Here is a 17,883-nt window from a genome sequence, read left to right on the forward strand (position 1 = left end):
CCCTGGCGCCGACGCCCCCCCTGGCGCCGACGCCGCCCTTCGACGAGCGGGAGCAGCCCGCATCGAAGCCGACCGAACAGGAGCCGACGCCACCCATGCCGAAACCGACGCCGGGCGCGCAGAAGAAAGGCGGGCGCTGGACACTGCTGTCGCTCGCCGCCGGCGGCCTGGTCGTCGCCGCCGGCCTGGGCCTGTTCGCGGCCCGGCAGGCCAACCTGGCCGCGGCGCTGCAGGAGAACCTCGACGCGGCGAATACCCAGGCTCGCATCGCGGAGCTGGAGGCGGCGGCGGCGCAACGGGTCGCCGACGGGCTACGCGGCGGCGCGCGCGTCCTTACGGCCACCGACGTGCAGCCGCTCGATCTGAACGGCCAGCCGGTCGCTCCCGATGCCCGCGGACGGTTGTTCTGGAGCGCCACCGAGGGCGGGCTGCTCACGGCAACCGGCCTGCCGCCGGTGCCGCCCGGACGCGTCTACCAGCTCTGGCTCATCCCGGACGCGTCTCCGCTGAGCGCGGCGATCCTGTCTGCCGACGCCGAGGGCCGGGTGATGGCGGCCGTCACCCCGCCGGAGGGCGTGACCGGACCGGTCCCCGCGGCCGTGACCCTGGAGCCGGCCGGCGGCGCCGCGACGCCGGGCGGAGAAGTCTACCTGCTCGGCCGACCCTGATCGGCCGCGGTTCGGAGCGCGAACTGGTTCCTGTCTTGCGTGGTCTGCGCGGTTTCCGCGGCGCAGGCTCCTACCGCTCGCCCCCCAGGCTGAGCAGGTTCGCCAGCAGGGCGTACGCGCCGGTCGTTCCCGCGGGAAGCTGCCGCCAGAGACCGAGTCCGACGTAGATCCAGCGTCCGCGGCCCGGTTGCGCCTCGACCAGGGCCCCGCGCTTGAGGCCGGGGTTGTACTCGAACGTGTCCTCGAGCTCGACCAGATCGGCGTAGCGCCGGTCGCGCTCGCCGAGAAAGTACAGGCCGCGCTCCTGCACCCACTGATCCCATGTCGCCGGACCGACCGGATTGGGCCAGGCGAACACGGGATGATCGTTGGCGAGAACACGAATGGGCGCCGACTCGTCCGTCACCCGGTTGCGGCTGACGAGGGCCGGATACGGGCCGTACTGCGCCTGGTTGAACTCGAACTTGTTGTACTGGACGATGACCGTCCCGCCGTCGTCGGCGTACTCCAGCAGCCGATCGTTGTTCGCGCGCAGGTCCTGCCGGCGCTCGTAGGCACGCACGCCGGTGACGATGACGTCGAAACGCGACAGGTCGCCCCACGCCAGATCGTCGGCATCGACGAACTCGAGCCGCGCGCCGAGCTGCTCGATCGCCGGGGGCACGGCGTCGCCCACGCCCTCGACGTAGCCGACCAGCAAATCCGGCGCAATGGTTACGTCGATGACCTTGAACGTCCCGTCTGCCGGCCGGCCGATGTGGCGCCGCTCGATGTGTGGATACTCGATGACCTGGTAGCCGCGCTCGAACCTCTCACCCCCGTCCTCGACCGCCGCGCGCACGCTGTATTCGCCCGCCGCCGCGCCGCCCGCCGACACGTCGAAGCGGACCGTGCGGGACTCGTCCTCGCGCGACAACCGCACCGGCACGGTCGCCGGGGTCGCGCTCCATCCCCGGGGCAACTCCAGGGTGACGGCGCCCTCGGCCGCCTCCGGGGCGGTGTTCGTTACCGTTACGCGGACCTCACGAACGGCGCCGGACCCCGTCGGGATGATCGCGATGTCGGGCGTCATGGAGACGGCGAAACGCGGCACCACCTGCAGGTCCATCCGCTTCTCGGCCGTGAATACGTCGTCGACGTAGCGGTGGCGGACGGGCCGCTCCACCGCCAGACGCGCCCGCCCTCCCAGCTCGATCTCGACAACGGCCCGGAACGGCGTCGGGCGGAACGGCAGCCCGAACGGCACGTCCGGATCCAGGACGTAACGGTCCGCCCCTTCGACATGACTCCAGTGGATGTCGGTGGTCCGCGCGGCGGCGGGAATCCGCACCTGCTGATCGCAGACGTACACGCCGCCCGCGCGGATCGGCCCGCTGTCGCACGCCGCCGCGCCGTCGAAGCCGAGGAGGCTGACATCACGGACGGTCACCCCGGAGCCGCTGCCGCCGGGGCCGTGATTCGCCGCCCGCACGGTCACCTCCACCGATTGGCCGGGCGTCACGACGCCGTCGTCCGCGAACGCGTCGATGGACACCGCGAAGTCGAGCAGGACCGCCCGCTCGAACTGGCGCTCCTTGGCCGCCAACCGGAAATCGATCTCCCGGCGGGCGTCGGCGGACAACGCCATTCCGGCGAGGCGGGCGCGCAGATCGCGCACCGCTTCCAGACCTTCGATCAGCGGCTGGTGCCCCGGCCCGGACACGCGGATCGACCTACCGGCCCTGTGGAATCGTCCCTCGCCGCGCTCGAAGGTGCGCAGGGCGTCGGATGCATACATGCCGATCCGTTCCAGCGTCCACCGGAGCTCGTCGGGCGGATTCTCGCCGGCGAAGCGCGCGAGCCCCGCGATGGAGGTGTCCACGCCGTCGAACAACGAGGCGTCGGCGGCCGCCGAGTGGTCCGCAATGGCCGTCTCGGCGAGACGGTAGCGCCCGCCGGCCGGGCCGGACGGCAGGGCGACAAACTGCCCCATGCCCTGGCACTTGTGCATGCCGCGTGCGAGGCTGCCGATCTCCGCCCAGGTCGCGCCGAGCAGCGGATCGTAGCCGCCCAGATCGACCGTGGTCAGCTCCGGGTCGGACGCCGACCGGAAGCGGAATCCCGGCGGACCGAAACCCATGCCGAAGGGGAACCCGACGCGGAAATAGAACTTGCGCGCCTGCCAGGGCGCCAGCCCCTCGGCGATCTGCTCCGGGAAGCGTTCCGGGTCCGCGGCGGCGTGCCACGCCTCGTGCGCCAGCACCGCCGACGCCTGGTGATGCTGGCCGCCGCCGCGCCCCTCCGGCGACATGGCGGAGACCACGTCGGGCCGGATGGTGCGAATCATCCGGACGAAGTCGCCGAGGATCTCGTCCCGGCCCCACCGCTCGAAGGTCTCCTCGATGCTGAAGGAGTAACCGAAGTCGACGGCGCGGGTGAAGTACTGCTCGGCGCCGTCCAGCCGGTGCGCGGCGTGCAGCTCCTCGGTCCGCAACACCGCCAGCGCGTCGAACAGCTCGGCGCCGATCTCGTTCTGGCCGCCGTCGCCGCGCGTCGCCGACAGCAGCACGGCGCGGTGGCCCTCGCCTCTCGACAGTCGCGCCAGCAGGGCATTGTTCTCGTCGTCGGGATGGGCCACGATCGACATGAAGGAACCGGTGCTGTTGAGCTGGCGCAGGGCGACGCCGAGCGCCTCCCGCCCCTCGCCCGACGCGAGCGGCTGCGCGTGGGCCGCTGTCCCGAAACCGCCGACTCCTATCGCTAGCATCGCCCCGACCACGGCTGCGAATCGATGGATGTGCATGGTTCTCCCAGTATAGCGACGCGTCAGGATCCGCCGAACCGCGCCGGAATGGCCGCATCGTCCCGGACCGCCGCCGCGTCCTGGAGCAGCACGGCCTTGTAGAACGCCTCGTAGCGCGGCACGACCTCGTCGGCGCAGAAGTGATCGTGCACTCGCCGCCAGCCGCCGGCCGCGATGCGGCGATGCAGCGCGGGGTCGGTCAGCAACCGGACCGCGCACGCGGTCATGCCGTCGAGGTCCTCCGGGTCGCGGAGGAAACCCGACTCGCCGTCGGTGATCACCTCGGGCAGACCACCGACCCGCGACGCGACCACCGGGACCGAGCACGCCATGGCCTCGAGCGCAGCGACGCCGAAGCTCTCCTGCGCCGAAGGCAGCAGGCACAGATCCGCCAGGGACAGGAGGGGCACCACCAGCTCCTGCTCCCCGAGCGCTTCGACATCGCTCGCCAGTCCCAGATCACGTGCGCGTCGGCAGGCGGCCGACAGGTCGGGCCCGTCCCCCACCAGCAGGAGGCGCGCGGGCACCTGCTCGCGGATGCGGCGAAACAGCTCGACCACCACATCCGCCCGCTTGACCGGCCTGAAGTTCGAGACGTGGATCACCAGCTTCGTGTCGGACCGGCCGCCGCGGTAACGCGCCGCCAGGCCGGCGTCGGCGATCCGCCGGTGATCCCGGCAGTCGAGGAAGTTGGGAATGACCTCGATCCGCGACCGTACCGGCAGTTGGCGGTACGTGTCGTCCCGCAGGCTCCCCGAGACCGCGGTGACGCCGTGCGACTGGTCGATGGAGAAGGCGACCGTCTCCAGGTAGGACGCATCGCTGCCGATCAGCGTGACGTCGGTGCCGTGCAACGTGGTGATGACCCGCGGCACGTGGCCGTCCCCGGAGGCGGCCACGATCTGCCGGGCGAGGTAGGCGGCGGTCGCGTGCGGCACGGCGTAGTGCGCGTGAATGATGTCGAGCCGGCCCTCGCGGCACACCTCGACGATCTTGTTGGCGAGCGTCAGCAGGTACTGCGGCTCCCGGAACAGCGGGTAGCCTGGAGTCCGCACGGCGTGAAACGCCAGGCCCGCCTGGAAGTCGCCCAGTCGCACCGGCGGCTCGCTGCTGATGAGCCGCACCTCGTGGCCGCGCCGCGCGAGGCCCTTGGCGAGCTCGGTGGCAACGATGCCGCTGCCGCCGACGGATGCGTAGCAGACGATGCCGACGTTCATGAAACGTTATCTTCGGGGCGCGGCGCCGGCCGTGCGCTCACCCGGCGCAGCGTCCGATGACAATAGACGACCCTCGCCGGCCCAACGTTGCGCACCCGCGGGACGAGCGAACGCCGGACTCATTCTACCGCGCGCCTGCGGGCGGCCGGCGCCCCGCCTGCACGGAGCCCGGCCCGGTCTCGTCCACCGCCCGGTACGGTACGCATTCTGCAGACGCTGCACACGACGGATCGATGAAGGAGGACCTCGTGAAGCGCAAGATCATGCGGACGGCGACCGCGACGCTGCTTCTGACGCTGGCTGCCGGCGGCGCGGCGGCGCAGACGCTGCTCGAAGTCGCCCGGCGGGAGAAGGCGCGGCGCGACGCGATTCCCCCCGGGGAACGCTCCAGGGTCTATACGAACGACGACCTGCGCGACAGCGGCGGACTGACCATCGGCGCGCTCCCGGCGGCGGACCGGCAGGAGGCCGATGCCGGATCCGGGCGCGCCGGGCATGGAATCGGGAGCCGGGATTCCGACGCCGGGCCCGGAAGCACGGAAGCCGGCGACCTCCCGGACGAGGACGACTGGCGCGCGCGGGTTGCCGCGGCGCAGGAGGGGCGGGAGCGCGCCGAGCTGATGGCCTCGGCGCTTCAGAATCGGGCGGACGGCCTGTGGGCGCAGTTCACCGGGATGGACGATCCCGCCCGCCGGGGGGTCGTCGAACGACAACGGGACGAGGCGCTGGCGGAACTGGAGCGCACGCAGGCGGAAGCGGCACGTTTCGAGCGCGAAGTCCGCGACATCCGCGAGGAGGCGCGCCGCGCCGGCGTGCCGCCGGGTTGGCTGCGCCCCTAGCCCGACAATCGTCGCCTGCGGCTCCGATTGCCGCCCAACCGGCCTGACTAGCAGTCTACGCCGTTCTACGGCGCAGACTCCTAGCCTGCACCGTCGAACGGCGCAGACTACCGGGGAGGCCCTGGCTGGGCCGAAACGGATCCGGGCGACGGTTTTCGGGCGAGCGCCACGATCCGCCTATAATCGTCAACCTGCGTTGCTCGACGCCCGAGCCCGGTTCAGCGACGCTCACCGTGACGAACAGCCGCAACGGCATCGGCGAGTCGTACGTGGCATCCAACTGACGGCCCGCGCGATCCGGGCCCGGAGCGCGACATGACCCAGCAGCGACGCTACCGCATCGGCGCGATCCACGCGCTGATGAACGCCATCCCGACCACGCAGACCGCCTTCGACCGCAACTGGTCGGCGGCCGACGTCGCCCACCTTCTCGACGGCTCGCTCTACCTCGACCGCAGCCGCGGATCGGCCGACGACGCGGAGCTCGGCGCGCGCGTCGACCGGCTCGTCAAGTACAGCGCGTCGACCGGCGCCGAGGCGATCATCGTCACCGGCTCGTTCTTCGGTGACATGACCAAGCGGGCCCGCGAGGGGATGGACATCCCCGTGATGACCTCGTTCGACGGCATCGTCGAGCGCGCGTTCTCGCTCGACCGGCCGCTGCACGTGATGTCGACGGCGCCGGACTCGTCCGTGCTGCTGTCCGCGGAGATCGAGGCCGAGGCGGCGCGGCGGTCGCATCCGCTGTCGATCACCCGCTCGGCGGTGGACGGCGCCCTCGACGCGCTGGTGGGCGGCGACCCCGCGCGCCACGACGAGCTCGTGCTCGAGGCGGTGCGGGCCATCGACGACGGGACGGCCATCCTCTTCGCGCAGTTCTCGATGGAGCGGATCCTGCCCGGCAGCGCCGCCGCGCACCCGGCGCCCGTGGTCGGCCCGGCCAGCGAGGGCGTCCTGCGGCTGCGCGAGTTGCTGACCGGGCGGTAGGAACTACCGCTTGCCCGAGTACTCCAGCATCTGCTGCGTGAAGTCCTGCGGGTAGGAGATGACGACGTCGGTGATCGATCCGTCGGCGGCGGTCACCGCTTCCAGCTTGGGCATCACGAAGCCCGTATAGGACGGCAGGTCGACGCGGGCGACCCGCTCGAGCACCTCGTCACGCAGCGCCGGGTCGAAGCGGATGCCGTAGGTTTCGAACAGCGTCCGGGCCGCGTCGTAGTCGCCCTCCGACTTGATCCGCTGCACCTCGGCGAGCAGGGTGGCGACTCCGGCGCGGAACGCCTCGGCGTCGGTCACGACGTTGTAGGTACTGCCGTCCCGCCGGCGCACCTCGATCGCGTCCGTGTTCTCGATCAGCCAGTGGACCACCGTCTGGCGGTTGCGCATGTGGTCCTGCTCCAACTGGTTCCCCTCGCGAACGCGCCGGAGCTGCAGAATGGCGTTGCGCGCATACGCCTCGTACTGCGCCAGCACGATGTCCGCCTGGTCCCCTGCGTCGAAGATGCCGATCTCGACCAGCTTCGGGTCGGCGATGAAGTAGAGCGCGATGAGGTCCGCGCGCGCCTCCTCCAGCGCGGAGTACTGCTCTCGCAGGAACGGCTGCGCGTTGCCGCCGAGGCGCTCGGCGAGCTGGCCGGAGGCGTGCCCGATCACCTCGTGCATGTTCGTCGTCATGTCGCCGGCGAGGCTGCCCCAACGCTCGGCTCGCGCGGTCTCGGCCTCGTCCCACGTGAACTCCGCGAGGTAGGCGGCCGGCGCGGAGAGATCGTAGGCCTCGATGACGTTCGACAGCGAGATGGACTTGCTGCCGTACTGCTCGCGGACGGTCTGGTCGTTCGGCAGGTTGATGCCGATCGGGGTGACCGGGCCGGCATCGCCGATCTCGATCACCACGTCGATGGCGTTGGCGGTGATGCCCCGCACGCCGGCCTTGCGGTAGCGCGGATCCCACGGCATGCGGTCCTCGAACCACTGCGCGTACTCGGCCAGGGTCCGAATCGCCTCGGTCTTCTCCGGGTTGACGTAGTAGACCAGCGCCTCCCACGCACCCTTGGCGCCCCGCGCGTCCATGTAGACCTCGGTGAAGCCGTTGATGGTGTCGACGGGCGACGCCTGATCGGCGACCCAGGCGATGTCGTAGGCGCGCCGGTCCAGCGGCTCGCCGGTGCGGTACCAGGTGATCAGCGCCTCGATCGCCGCCGCCATCGGCTCGGTCGCGAAGGGAATCGCCGCCTCCAGGTGCCGGACCACCTCGGTGAGCTCCGTCGCGTACTTGCCGCCGCCGTCGATCCGGTAGACCTCCTCGACGAGCTCGCCGTCGCGCTTGATCAGCCGCGAGTTCAGCGGATACTGCTCGTCGAAGCCCTCGAGGTCGGCCATCGAGACGCCGGCGTACAGGTTGTTGGCGCTCGACAGCAGCATGTCGTCGCCGGGGGCCGGCGTCTTGTTGGTCAGGATGGGATCCACGCCGGCGTCGAAGAACAGCGGCTCCAGGCGGTCGAGCAGCGCGTCGAGGCTCTCGCCGTCGCCGGTCGGGAAGCCGGCGCCGGCCGCCGCGGCCGCGTGCGCCGCCGCGCGGAACGCCTCGGGCGTCACTTCCAGCACGAACTTGCGCGCCGTGAGGTTGTTGTACGGTCCGGTGTTGATCCAGAAGAGCTTGGCGTAGCGGTGGATGGCCTCGAGCGTTTCCGCCTCGACGCCGTCGGCGTGCGTGAGGATCTGCTCGAACGTCTCGCGCATGTCCAGGTTGTGGACGTAGCGCTGGTCGTAGAAGATGTCGCGCCCGGCCAGCGCCGCGTTGTACAGGTGCCAGATCAGCACCTTCTCTCGCAGGTCCAGCCCCTCGAAGCCGTCGGCGTAGATCTGGCCGATCGCGGCGTCGCCGATGCGTTCGAGCAGGTACGGGCGCTCGGCCTCCTGGCCGGCCGCGGGCGGCGGCGCCTCGTGCGGTTCCGCGGGCGCCGGTGACGCGATGCCGACCAGTGTGACGAGAATCGCCGGGACAATGGATCGCAGGCAGCTCATGGGGTTCCTCCGGCGCCGGGAAACCGGCCACTATAGAATGGAGCGTTCAACGGATTATATCGGCCGGGAGGCTGTCCCATGAGTTGCGCACGACTGTCCGCCTTCGTCGTTCCTACCTTCGGACGCCGACCCGAATCCCGTCGCGGCGGTTCCCGGAAGCCGCGCGCTTCCGCGGTCCCCCTCCCGACGCCCTCGTCGCCAGACGGTTCGTCGACGAAGGGCGGATCGGCCGGAGTTCTCGTCGCCGGCTTCCTGGTAGCGGCGGCCACCTGCCTCGCCATCCTCCCGGCGGCCGTCGATGCCCAGCAGCGCACGCTGACCATCGCCGATATCTACGATCCCACGCGGCGGGTCAACTTCGACGGCAACGCCCCGTTCGGGCTGACGTGGCTGGACGACAGCCACTACCTCGAACGGCGCTCGCCGCGGGACGCCTCCGGCAGCCCTCTCGTCCGGGTGGACGCCCTCACGGGCGAGCGAACGCCGCTCTACGAGGTCGCGCCGTTCGAGGCGGCGGTGGCGGCGCTGCCGGGCCTGAGCGCGGCGGACGCCAGGCGCATCGCACGACAGGCGGGGCACGTGTCGAACGCGGACCGCGCGGCGTTGGTCTTCGACTTCGCCGACGACCTCTACCACTACGACTTCGGTACGGAGCGCGCGCGGCGGCTCACCGCCACCCCGGAGGCCGAGGACGAGGTGTCGCTCAGTCCCGACGGCCGGCTCGTCGCCTTCGTGCGCGGCGGCAACCTGATCGTCGTCGACGTCGAGCACGGTCGCGAGCACGCGCTGACCACCGACGGGGGCGAGCGGGTCCGGAACGGACAGCTCGACTGGGTGTACCAGGAGGAGATCTACGGCCGCGGCAACTTCCGCGGCTACTGGTGGAGCCCCGACTCGTCCCGCATCACCTACCTGCAGCTCGACGACCGGGCCGTGCCGACCTTCACCGTCCTCGACCACATTCCGTATCACCCCGAGGTCGAGCACTGGGAGTACCCCAAGGCGGGCGACACCAATCCGGTGGTCCGGCTCGGCATCGTCCGTGCGGCCGGCGGCGCGACGACCTGGACCGATCTTTCCGGCTACCGGCCGTCCGATCCGCTCGTCGTCAACGTCGACTGGACGCCGGACAGCTCGCACGTCGTCTTCCAAGTGCAGGACCGCGAGCAGACCTGGCTCGACCTGGTCCTGGCGGACCCGGACAGCGGATCCGTCGAGAAGGTGCTGCGCGAGACGACCGAGGCGTGGGTCAACGTCAACGGCCCGCCGATCTGGCTGGAGGACGGCACCTTTCTCTGGCAGAGCGAGCGCTCCGGCTGGAAGCACCTGTACCACGTCGACCGATCCGGGGCGGTGAAACGCACCGTGACGAGCGGCGAGTGGGAGGTCCGGCGTGTCCACGGCGTCGACGAGGGGAATGGCGTCGTCTATTTCTCCGCCACCGAACGCAGCCCCATCGGACTCGACGTCTACCGGGTGAATCTGGACGGTTCCGGGCTGCGCCGGCTCTCGGACGCGTCCGGTACCCACGGAGCGACGTTCAACCCGGGCCTGACGCACTACCTCGATCGCTGGAGCGACATCTCCACGCCGCCCCAGGTGCGCGTCCACGCGGCGGACGGGTCGGTGGCGCGCGTCGTGGCCGCGAACGAAGTGCGCGCGCTCCGCGACTTCGACCTTCCCGCGCCGGAGTTCCTGCAGGTCGCCAACCGCGACGGGTTCGTGATGGAAGCGCTGATGATCAGGCCGCCCGACTTCGACCCGTCGCGCCGCTATCCCGTCTATCAGCACATCTACGGCGGCCCGCACGTGCAGCGGGTGCGCAACGCCTGGAGCCGCGAGACGCTCTACTGGCAGCTCCTGGCCCAGCACGGCATCATCGTCTGGGTGCTCGACAACAGCACCGCCAGCGGCAAGGGGGCCGTTTCCACCTGGCCCGTCTACCAGCGCTTCGGCGAGCTCGAGCTGCGCGATCAGGAGGACGGCCTCGACTGGCTCGTCGGACAGGGCTACGTCGACCCCGACCGCATCGGCATCGAGGGCTGGAGCTACGGCGGCTTCATGGTCAGCTACGCGTTGACCCACAGCCGAGGCTGGTCGATGGGCATCGCCGGCGGCTCGGTGACCGACTGGCGCGACTACGACACCATCTACACCGAGCGCTACATGCGGATGCCGCAGAACAACCCGGACGGCTACCGGCGCAGCTCGCCCCGCTTCGACGCGGCCGACCTGCACGGCGCCCTGCTGCTCGTCCACGGATCGATGGACGAGAACGTCCACATGCAGAACACGCTGCAGTTCGCTCTGGAGCTGCAGCGGGCCGGCAAGCCGTTCGACATGATGATCTACCCACGGTCGCGGCACCGGCTCGGCGGTCCCGACCTGGAGCTGCACCGGCGGGAGAAGATGCTGGCGTTCGTCCTCGAGCACCTGCGCCCCGAGGGCGCAGGAGCGGCCGGTTCATCGGGCGAATGAACGAACCAGGCGGCCCACTGCCACGCTCGGACTTCGCCGCACCGGCCGCGGGCAGGGCCGAACGGTCTTCGGATCAGTCGTCCCGATGGACGGTCGCCGGAGAGAACGCGGGCAGGCAGACGGCGATGTACTCGGCGCCACCCGGCTTCGGGCTGCTGTAACGTACCCATTCGCCCGGCGCCGCCACGACGGCCTGACCGGCCGCGACGTCGAGGCGGCCTCCCTCGTGCTCCACGCGCAGCAGGCCGCGGAGCACGACCGTAATCTCCTCGAACTCCGGCCTCTGGCCCGGCTCTTCCCATCCCGCCGGCGACACCATGCGGGCGACGCTCACCTGCCGGTGTCCGGAATTGACCCGCCCGGCGAACTCCTGGATCTGCTTGGGCTTCGTTCCGGCCGCTTCGACGATGGACGGACGCTCGATCAGGATGGGCATCGGTTGTCCCCCTACCGCAGGTGCCGGCCGCCGTCCACGCGGATCGTCTCGCCGGTGATGAAGTCCGACTCGAGCAGGCCGACGACGGTGTCGGCTATTTCCTGCGCGCCGCCCCAGCGGCCCACGGGCGTCGCCCGCTCGACCGCCTCGATGTCCCCGGCGTCCAGATCCGGAGGCGGCACCATCGGGCCGGGCGCAACGGTGTTGACGAGAATCCCGTCGCCGGCGAGCTCCAGCGCCAGGGCCTCCGTGAGTCCGATCACGGCTCGTTTCGCAACGTAGTACGGGAGATATCCAGCGTAGCGCGGTCGGCCGCTGGCGGCGGTCCAGTCGCTGAAGTGGACGATGCGCCCCCCGCCGGCGGCGCGCAGATGCGGCACCGCCGCCCGCGCCAGCCGCCATGCGGCCGAGAGATCGACGTCGAGCGCCCCGGTCCAGTCCGCGTCCGTCAACGCGTCGAAGGAGGTATGCCGGTAGACCGACGCCATGTGGATCAGAATATCGAGGCGGCCGAATCGCGCGGCGGTTTCGTCGACCAGCCGCTCCACCTCGAGCCGCTGCGCGAGATCCGCACGCGCGACCGCCGCCACGCGCCCGGCGCCGCGTACGCGATCGGCCGCCGTCTCCGCTTCGGCACCGGATCGATTGTAGGAGAGAGCGACGTCCACGCCGCATCTCGCCAGCCGCTCGGCGACCGCCGCGCCGATACGCCTGCCGCCCGTGATGAGCGCGACCTTGCCGGTCAGCTCCATGACCTGCGAACCCACACCGAGTCCGGGGTTCTACTCCCCGACCGACAAGGTGCACCGCTTCTACGGCGCAGGCCCCTAGCGCGAATCGCCGCCACCGCCTTGACCGCCGTCCGGCGCCTGGTTCGAAGCGCCGCCCGGCTCGTGCACGTGCCGCTCCGCGTCCTCGGCCGGCGGCGTGTGCGCCGGCTGCACGGCGTCGGGCCGCAGGATCTCGTCGAGCAGGAACACGTCGGTCAGCAACGCACGGAGGTGGATCATCCCGTTGAGGTTGTCGACCATCTGCGACGTGATGCCCGGCTGCGCCAGGACCAACTGCACTGCTGCGCGTCCGGCCGCCGAGTCCCGTTGCATGACCTCGATGAACGCCCGGTAGCGGTCGCCGTTCTGCGGGCCGCGCTCCTCCGCCAGCGCCAGGAAGCTCCCTGGCAGCTCGCCCAGCGTCGCCGCCATCTTCTCCAGGCGCTCGCGCACGAGCTTGTCGTTCGCAAGCGCCATCTGCAGGTTGACGCCCCTGGCCGCGTATGCGAGACAGTACTCGTACGTCTCTTCGACGACGTTGACGTGCGCCTGCAGCGCTTGCGTCGCGGACTGCGACATTACAGCCACCTCACCCATCCGCTACGGCACCGACCGGACGCCGTGCGCCGTACACAAGAGGAGCGACGCCAAGCCTTGCCCGGCGCCGCCCCACGGATTACCCAGTCGAACGCGAACGGTACTAACCCTTCGACGTCGATCCCTTGGACACGTCCCAACGCTCCGGATCGTGATGGTCCAGATAGTGCCGGCGATCCACCGACCCGAAGAGCATCGACTTCGTCAGCCAGAACTTGTCGGGCCGAATCGCGAAGTAGATGTGGGTCAGCGTCAACATCACGAACAGCACCGCGCCGAGGCCGTGGAGGGTGTACATCAGCCCCCAGGTCGGCTCCGAGAGCAGGTACGCGTTCCGCGGTACCAGCGCGTTCTCGATCCGGAACATCATGACGAGCCCCGTTCCGATCACGGCCAGTCCCGCCAGCATGACGGCGGTGTGGTACAGCTTGTGGTCCAGCGGGTACTTCCCGTGCTTCTTGATTTCGCCGGCCTCGTGCCCCATCTGGCGCTTGACCCGCTGCACCGCCTCGTCCATGTCGTCCGGAAGAATCCAGATCGACCAGAAGTCGAGGTAGAAGGTCGCGTGCACGATGTGGTAGAGAATCGAAATCGTCAGAACGATGCCGGCGATCCAGTGGATGGTGACCCACGCGAACTGGATGCCGACGATCGGGAAGAAACCGGTCACCAGCAGCACCAGCATCGCCGCCGCCATCACCCAGTGGAATATCCGGGCCCACAGGGTGTGCCGCTCGATCGTGTCAGGGATGTCCGCAGCCGCCTCCTCCTGGCCGCCGTTCGCCCTCGCCAGCTTCGGCAGCCAGACGGCTGCGTACACCACGTGGAACACGATGAAGGCGATTCCGGCCCAGAAAAACAGGTAGAGCAAGTCCCAGGAGACCCGAATCAGGGTCTCCTGGCCCCACGGATTGGTTCCCCACTGAAACAGTTCCATCTACGCCTCGGCACCTTGAACGGACCGCTTCACGAGGTTGCGCAGCAACGTCACCTTGTACGCGTTGTGCCGCAACGTTCGCACCCCGTTGATGGCGATGTCGCCGGCTTCCATCGCAACCGCCAGACCCACCTGACGGCCGCGCACCGCATCCTCGGCCGCCAGGAACCGCACCGGATAGGGCGCGACGCCGTTGGCCACGATACGAATGTCCTCGACCACGCCGTTGCTGATCTTCGCCGCCGACGCCACGTTGGCGAGCGGGAAGTCCCACACGGCCCGGTCCCTGGCCTTCTCGAAGTAGAACCGCGTGTTCGCGAAGGTCCACGGAATCCGGATCGACGTGAGAATGTCACCCGGCTGCAGCGCCGTCATGCGCATGATGTCGACGGCTGGACCAATGAAGAAGTCCTGCGCCGGGATGACCCGCTCGCCGGTGCTGTTGCGAACGACCATCTCTGCGTCGAGCGCCACGAGCACCGGAGCGGTGTCCGACGGGTTGACGGCCACGCAACGGCTTGCGCCGAGAATGGCATGCTCGCGGTTCATCGCGGTCGGGGTATCCGCGTAGCAGATGTTGCCCCCGGCGCGATAACAGCTCCAGCCGTCTCGGTAGTACCAGCAGCGGGTGTCCTGGCCGACGTTGCCGCCGAGGGTGCCCTGGTTCTGGATCTGCGGCGACGCCGCCTGCGACGCGGAGTCGGCGAGCATGCTGAACTGCTCCGACACCTCGGGGTGCCGGATGACGTCCCGCAGCGTCGCCATCGCGCCGATCTCGAGTCCGCCGCCCAGGGAGCGGATCTCACTCAACTCGGAGATGCCGCCGAGGTCGACGACGGCGGCGGGCTTCTTGACGCGGTCCTTCAGCCAATCCCAGGTGTCCAGCCCACCCGCCAGCACCCAGGCATCGGCGCCGTACTGATCGAGCACTCCCAGCGCCTCCTCCGTGCTGGCAGGCTGGAAGAGCTGAAATGCCGGCATCTTGTCGCGAATCACGGCCATTGTTTCTTCTCCCTTTACCTTCCCAGTGTGGCGCTAGACGTGCGTCGACAGCTTGTTGTGAGCCTCGTCGAGATCGTGATTGAGCATCGTCAGAATCATGTCGCCCATGATCGGCGAGCGGTTGAAGTCGACGTTGCCGCCCAGCGCGTCGGAGATGGCGTTGAGCACCGCTCCCGCGCCCGCCCCGACCGGCGCCTCGCCGATGCCCTTGGCGCCTAGCGGGTTGAAGGGATCCGGGTCGTCCGAGACGCTCCAGGCCATCTCCTGGTCGTGCGGCGCGTCGAGGATCGTCGGCGGCCGGTTCGAGTAGAACCGCTTCGCCACGTGCAGCCCCCACTGCGGGTCCATGACCCACTTCTGGCCAAGCGCCACACCGAAGCCCTGAATCCCGCCGCCGTGCACCTGACCCGCGAAGTTCTGCGGGTGCAGAACCGTCCCGGCGTCGGAGGCCACCTTGTAGTCCTTCAACACCACCGCCCCGGTCTCGGTGTCCACCTCGACCTCGGCGAAGCCGATGCAGAACGACATGTTCCGGCCACCGGTCTCGAAGTTGTCCTTGGCGGCGACCACGAGTCCCCGACCGGCGAGCGCGGTGGCCGACCGCGTCGTCATCTCGTTGAGGTCCTCGGGCAACTGCGACCCGTCGTAGACGCCGCCGAGCTGGATGGCGCGCTCGGCCGCCTGACCGAACGTCATCGCCTGCCCGCGGTTGCCGCGACGGAAGACGCGGCCTTCCCCGACGTCGAAGCTGTCCGGCTCGCCGCCGAACCGGTCCGCCGCGATCTCCTGGAGGCGCTTCTTGGCCTCCAGGCCGGCCGCCCAGTTCGAGCGGGTGTGGCCGTGGGTCGTCTGGCTGCCGCCCTGGATCGCGCTCCACGGCAGATGCTTGCTGGTGTCGCCCCAGACCACCTCGGCCTGCTCCCACGGCGTGTCGAGCGCTTCCATCGCCGCGCGCGACGTGTCGGAGAACGACTCCGTGCCGAGGTTGCCGACGCCGGTGTGAATCTCGACCATGCCGTCGGGCCGAATCACCAGCAGGCCGTCGACGCCCGATGTTCCGGCGGAGTACGAGCTGATCGCAACGCCGACCCCGGTCACCTTGGAGCCGTTGCGCTGGCCGCTGCGCGCCTTCATGCCTTCCCAGTCGAACTCCTCGCGCGCCTTGTCGATGGCTTCCTTCGGGAAGGCGCTCGAGACGTTGCCCTGCCGCCCCTGCCGCGGGCGGCCGAACAGCGCCTGCCCCTGCGGGGCGTTGGTGTGGATGATGTCGAGCCGGTCGAGGCCGAGCTGCCGCGCCGCCTTGTCGACGACCGGCGCGAACATCGCGACCGCCTGGACGCCGCCCGGCGCACGCTGCGCACCGCGCGGAGGCGTGTTCGTGTAGACGGTCATGCCCCGCACCCGCATGTTCGCGGGCTGATACATCAGCGAAGCCTGGTCGCCGCACGACATGTAGTCGCCGGACCGGCCGTAGGGGCCGCCGTCCTGAACCATCGTCAGGTCGATGGCGACGATCCGGCCGTCGCTCTTGAACCCGAACTTGGCGCGGGCCTGGATGCCGGGCCGGGCGCGCCCGAAGAAGTTCTCTTCCTGCCGGGTCACGCGCATCATGACCGGCCTGCCCGCCTTGCGCGAGAGCAGCGCCGGAATCCGCGACTGGATGGAGGCGGAGATCTTGCTGCCGAACCCGCCGCCGCAGTACTCGGCGACGAGCACGAGGTCGGTCGGATCGATGCCGATCCAGCGGGCCATGCCGCCCTCGGTGCGGGCCGTGCTCTGGGTCGAGCAGTGCATGTAGCACTTGCCGTTCTGCCAGTAGGCCATCGCGGTACGGGTCTCGAGCGGCTGGTGCGACAGCGACGCGGAGAACACCGATTCGTCGAGAATCAGATCCGCCTCGGCGAACCCGGCGTCGACGTCGCCGACCTGCCACTCGTCGGTCACCTCGCCGCCCGTCGGCATGATGCCGCGGTCGAACCCGGCCCAGTCGACGTTGTCCCACTTGATCGTCGACAGGTCGCGGCCGGCCATCGTGTTGCCGTCGAGCCGCGCGTTCGGGCCGCCCGGACGCAGGCTGTCCATCGGGTCGAGAACGAAGGGCAGCGGCTCGAAGTCGATCTGCACCGCCTCGACCGCCTCCGCCGCGGTCTCTTCGTCGACCGCCGCGATGGCCAGAATCGGCTCGCCCTCGTACAAGGGCTCGTTGGTCAGACCCGCTTCCTGCGGCGCCTCGGCCTCGGGCAGATCGTCCGCGGTCAGAATCGCTTCCACCCCGGGCATCGCCATCGCCGCGCTGGTGTCCAGGCGTCGAACGCGCGCGTGCGGCATCGGGCTGACGAGCAGCTTCGTGAAGAGCATGCCCTCCGCGCGAAAGTCCTCGGCGTACTTCGCACGCCCCGTGACCTTGGCGAGGATGTCGGGCGTCGTGTAGTTCTTGCCGATCAGCTTGTAGTCAGCCATCGTCAGCTCCTCATCCCGTTACGCGTATACTCGCACGCCTTCTCGGCGACGTTGAGGATCTTGTTGTAGTCGATGCACCGGCAGATGTTGCCGGCGAGATGGTGCGCGCACTCGCCCCGGGTCGCGTTGGGGTTCTCTTCGGTCAGGTTGACCATGTTCATCACGAAGCCGGGCATGCAGAAGGCACACTGGAAGCCCTGCAGGTCGACGACCGCCTGCTGCACCGGATGCAGCGTCCCGTCGGCGCCCTCGAGCCCCTCGATGGTCTGCACTTCGCGGCCGCGAACCTGATGGGTCAGGGTCGAGCAGGAGTACTGCGGCACGCCATCCACGAGAACGGTGCAGGCGCCGCACTCGGCGCGGTCGCAGCCGATCTTCGTGCCGGTCAGACCCAGCTTGTACCGCAGGGTCATGGCCAGGGTCTCCTGCGGCATGACGTCGACGCGGCGCTGCTGCCCGTTGACGTTCAACGTCACCAGCCGCTCGACGGCGCCCGGCGCCTGCGCCAGGGCCACGCCGTGACCGTTCCGCAGAACGTAGTTCGACGCCGATACGCTGGCGCCGGTGGCGATCACTCCCTTGATGAAGCCCCGCCGTGAAACGCCCTGCTGCTCTGTAGTTGTCTGCACTTGCGTGTGCGCCACGTCTCCCATGAGACGACCTCCTCGTAGCG

At 69.7% G+C, this 17,883-nt stretch carries 14 protein-coding genes; 4 read left to right on the forward strand and 10 right to left on the reverse strand.

The window, feature by feature from the left end:
• The first annotated feature begins 2 nt into the window (after positions 1–2).
• The gene (locus tag F4X11_02185) at positions 3–668 is read left to right on the forward strand and encodes an anti-sigma factor (GenBank protein ID MYN63830.1); all 666 of its coding nucleotides are present in this window, start codon (positions 3–5) and stop codon (positions 666–668) included.
• 70 nt (positions 669–738) lie between these two features.
• On the opposite strand, the gene F4X11_02190 is transcribed toward F4X11_02185, so the two are convergent.
• Together F4X11_02190 and bshA are read right to left on the reverse strand one after the other, a co-directional pair.
• Positions 739–3,450 carry a PIG-L family deacetylase gene (locus F4X11_02190; protein ID MYN63831.1) on the reverse strand — a complete coding sequence of 904 codons (2,712 nt, stop codon included), beginning with the start codon at positions 3,448–3,450 and terminating at the stop codon, positions 739–741.
• Between the two features lie 23 nt (positions 3,451–3,473).
• Complete coding sequence (gene bshA, locus F4X11_02195) at positions 3,474–4,667, reverse strand: N-acetyl-alpha-D-glucosaminyl L-malate synthase BshA (protein ID MYN63832.1); 1,194 nt, start codon at positions 4,665–4,667, stop codon at positions 3,474–3,476.
• A gap of 248 nt (positions 4,668–4,915) precedes the next feature.
• Here bshA and F4X11_02200 point away from each other — a divergent pair, with 248 nt between their 5' ends.
• The gene (locus F4X11_02200; GenBank protein ID MYN63833.1) at positions 4,916–5,506 is read left to right on the forward strand and encodes a hypothetical protein; all 591 of its coding nucleotides are present in this window, start codon (positions 4,916–4,918) and stop codon (positions 5,504–5,506) included.
• 315 nt (positions 5,507–5,821) lie between these two features.
• Positions 5,822–6,493, forward strand: coding sequence for a hypothetical protein (locus F4X11_02205; GenBank protein ID MYN63834.1), 672 nt, complete (start codon positions 5,822–5,824; stop codon positions 6,491–6,493).
• 3 nt (positions 6,494–6,496) lie between these two features.
• Here the strand turns inward: F4X11_02205 and F4X11_02210 are convergent, their stop codons facing one another.
• Complete coding sequence (locus tag F4X11_02210; GenBank protein ID MYN63835.1) at positions 6,497–8,530, reverse strand: peptidase M49; 2,034 nt, start codon at positions 8,528–8,530, stop codon at positions 6,497–6,499.
• Positions 8,531–8,608: 78 nt separating this feature from the next.
• On the opposite strand from F4X11_02210, the gene F4X11_02215 reads away from it, so the two are divergent.
• Entirely contained in the window at positions 8,609–11,008 is a 2,400-nt protein-coding gene (locus tag F4X11_02215; protein ID MYN63836.1) for a S9 family peptidase, read from the forward strand.
• Positions 11,009–11,081: 73 nt separating this feature from the next.
• Here F4X11_02215 and F4X11_02220 read toward each other — a convergent pair whose 3' ends face one another.
• The 7 genes from F4X11_02220 to F4X11_02250 all read right to left on the reverse strand — a co-directional run bounded on the left by F4X11_02220 (position 11,082) and on the right by F4X11_02250 (position 17,863).
• Positions 11,082–11,444: a cupin gene (locus F4X11_02220; GenBank protein MYN63837.1), complete on the reverse strand. Its 363-nt coding sequence runs from the start codon at positions 11,442–11,444 to the stop codon at positions 11,082–11,084.
• Positions 11,445–11,455: 11 nt separating this feature from the next.
• The gene (locus F4X11_02225) at positions 11,456–12,196 is read right to left on the reverse strand and encodes an SDR family oxidoreductase (GenBank protein ID MYN63838.1); all 741 of its coding nucleotides are present in this window, start codon (positions 12,194–12,196) and stop codon (positions 11,456–11,458) included.
• Between the two features lie 75 nt (positions 12,197–12,271).
• Positions 12,272–12,802, reverse strand: coding sequence for a hypothetical protein (locus tag F4X11_02230; GenBank protein MYN63839.1), 531 nt, complete (start codon positions 12,800–12,802; stop codon positions 12,272–12,274).
• 112 nt (positions 12,803–12,914) lie between these two features.
• Entirely contained in the window at positions 12,915–13,748 is an 834-nt protein-coding gene (locus F4X11_02235) for a cytochrome b/b6 domain-containing protein (GenBank protein ID MYN63840.1), read from the reverse strand.
• Entirely contained in the window at positions 13,749–14,750 is a 1,002-nt protein-coding gene (locus tag F4X11_02240; GenBank protein MYN63841.1) for a xanthine dehydrogenase family protein subunit M, read from the reverse strand. It abuts the gene before it with no gap.
• Positions 14,751–14,783: 33 nt separating this feature from the next.
• A complete protein-coding gene (locus tag F4X11_02245) occupies positions 14,784–17,210 on the reverse strand; it encodes a xanthine dehydrogenase family protein molybdopterin-binding subunit (protein ID MYN63842.1) in 2,427 nt (808 codons plus the stop codon).
• A gap of 2 nt (positions 17,211–17,212) precedes the next feature.
• Positions 17,213–17,863 (reverse strand): (2Fe-2S)-binding protein, encoded by a 651-nt coding sequence (locus F4X11_02250; GenBank protein MYN63843.1) that lies wholly within the window; start codon positions 17,861–17,863, stop codon positions 17,213–17,215.
• Positions 17,864–17,883 lie beyond the last annotated feature (20 nt).

The sequence above is a fragment of the Acidobacteriota bacterium genome (genome assembly GCA_009861545.1).
Classification (GTDB): domain Bacteria; phylum Acidobacteriota; class Vicinamibacteria; order Vicinamibacterales; family UBA8438; genus WTFV01.

What these genes read in the sequence shown, in the direction of transcription:
- F4X11_02210 (MYN63835.1), bottom strand. Translation starts at nt 8,530, where the DNA reads ATGAGCTGCCTGCGATCCATTGTCCCGGCGATTCTCGTCACACTGGTC.
- F4X11_02245 (MYN63842.1), bottom strand. Translation starts at nt 17,210, where the DNA reads ATGGCTGACTACAAGCTGATCGGCAAGAACTACACGACGCCCGACATC.
- F4X11_02240 (MYN63841.1), bottom strand. Translation starts at nt 14,750, where the DNA reads ATGGCCGTGATTCGCGACAAGATGCCGGCATTTCAGCTCTTCCAGCCT.
- F4X11_02215 (MYN63836.1), top strand. Translation starts at nt 8,609, where the DNA reads ATGAGTTGCGCACGACTGTCCGCCTTCGTCGTTCCTACCTTCGGACGC.
- F4X11_02235 (MYN63840.1), bottom strand. Translation starts at nt 13,748, where the DNA reads ATGGAACTGTTTCAGTGGGGAACCAATCCGTGGGGCCAGGAGACCCTG.
- F4X11_02205 (MYN63834.1), top strand. Translation starts at nt 5,822, where the DNA reads ATGACCCAGCAGCGACGCTACCGCATCGGCGCGATCCACGCGCTGATG.
- F4X11_02225 (MYN63838.1), bottom strand. Translation starts at nt 12,196, where the DNA reads ATGGAGCTGACCGGCAAGGTCGCGCTCATCACGGGCGGCAGGCGTATC.
- F4X11_02250 (MYN63843.1), bottom strand. Translation starts at nt 17,863, where the DNA reads ATGGGAGACGTGGCGCACACGCAAGTGCAGACAACTACAGAGCAGCAG.
- bshA (MYN63832.1), bottom strand. Translation starts at nt 4,667, where the DNA reads ATGAACGTCGGCATCGTCTGCTACGCATCCGTCGGCGGCAGCGGCATC.
- F4X11_02190 (MYN63831.1), bottom strand. Translation starts at nt 3,450, where the DNA reads ATGCACATCCATCGATTCGCAGCCGTGGTCGGGGCGATGCTAGCGATA.
- F4X11_02220 (MYN63837.1), bottom strand. Translation starts at nt 11,444, where the DNA reads ATGCCCATCCTGATCGAGCGTCCGTCCATCGTCGAAGCGGCCGGAACG.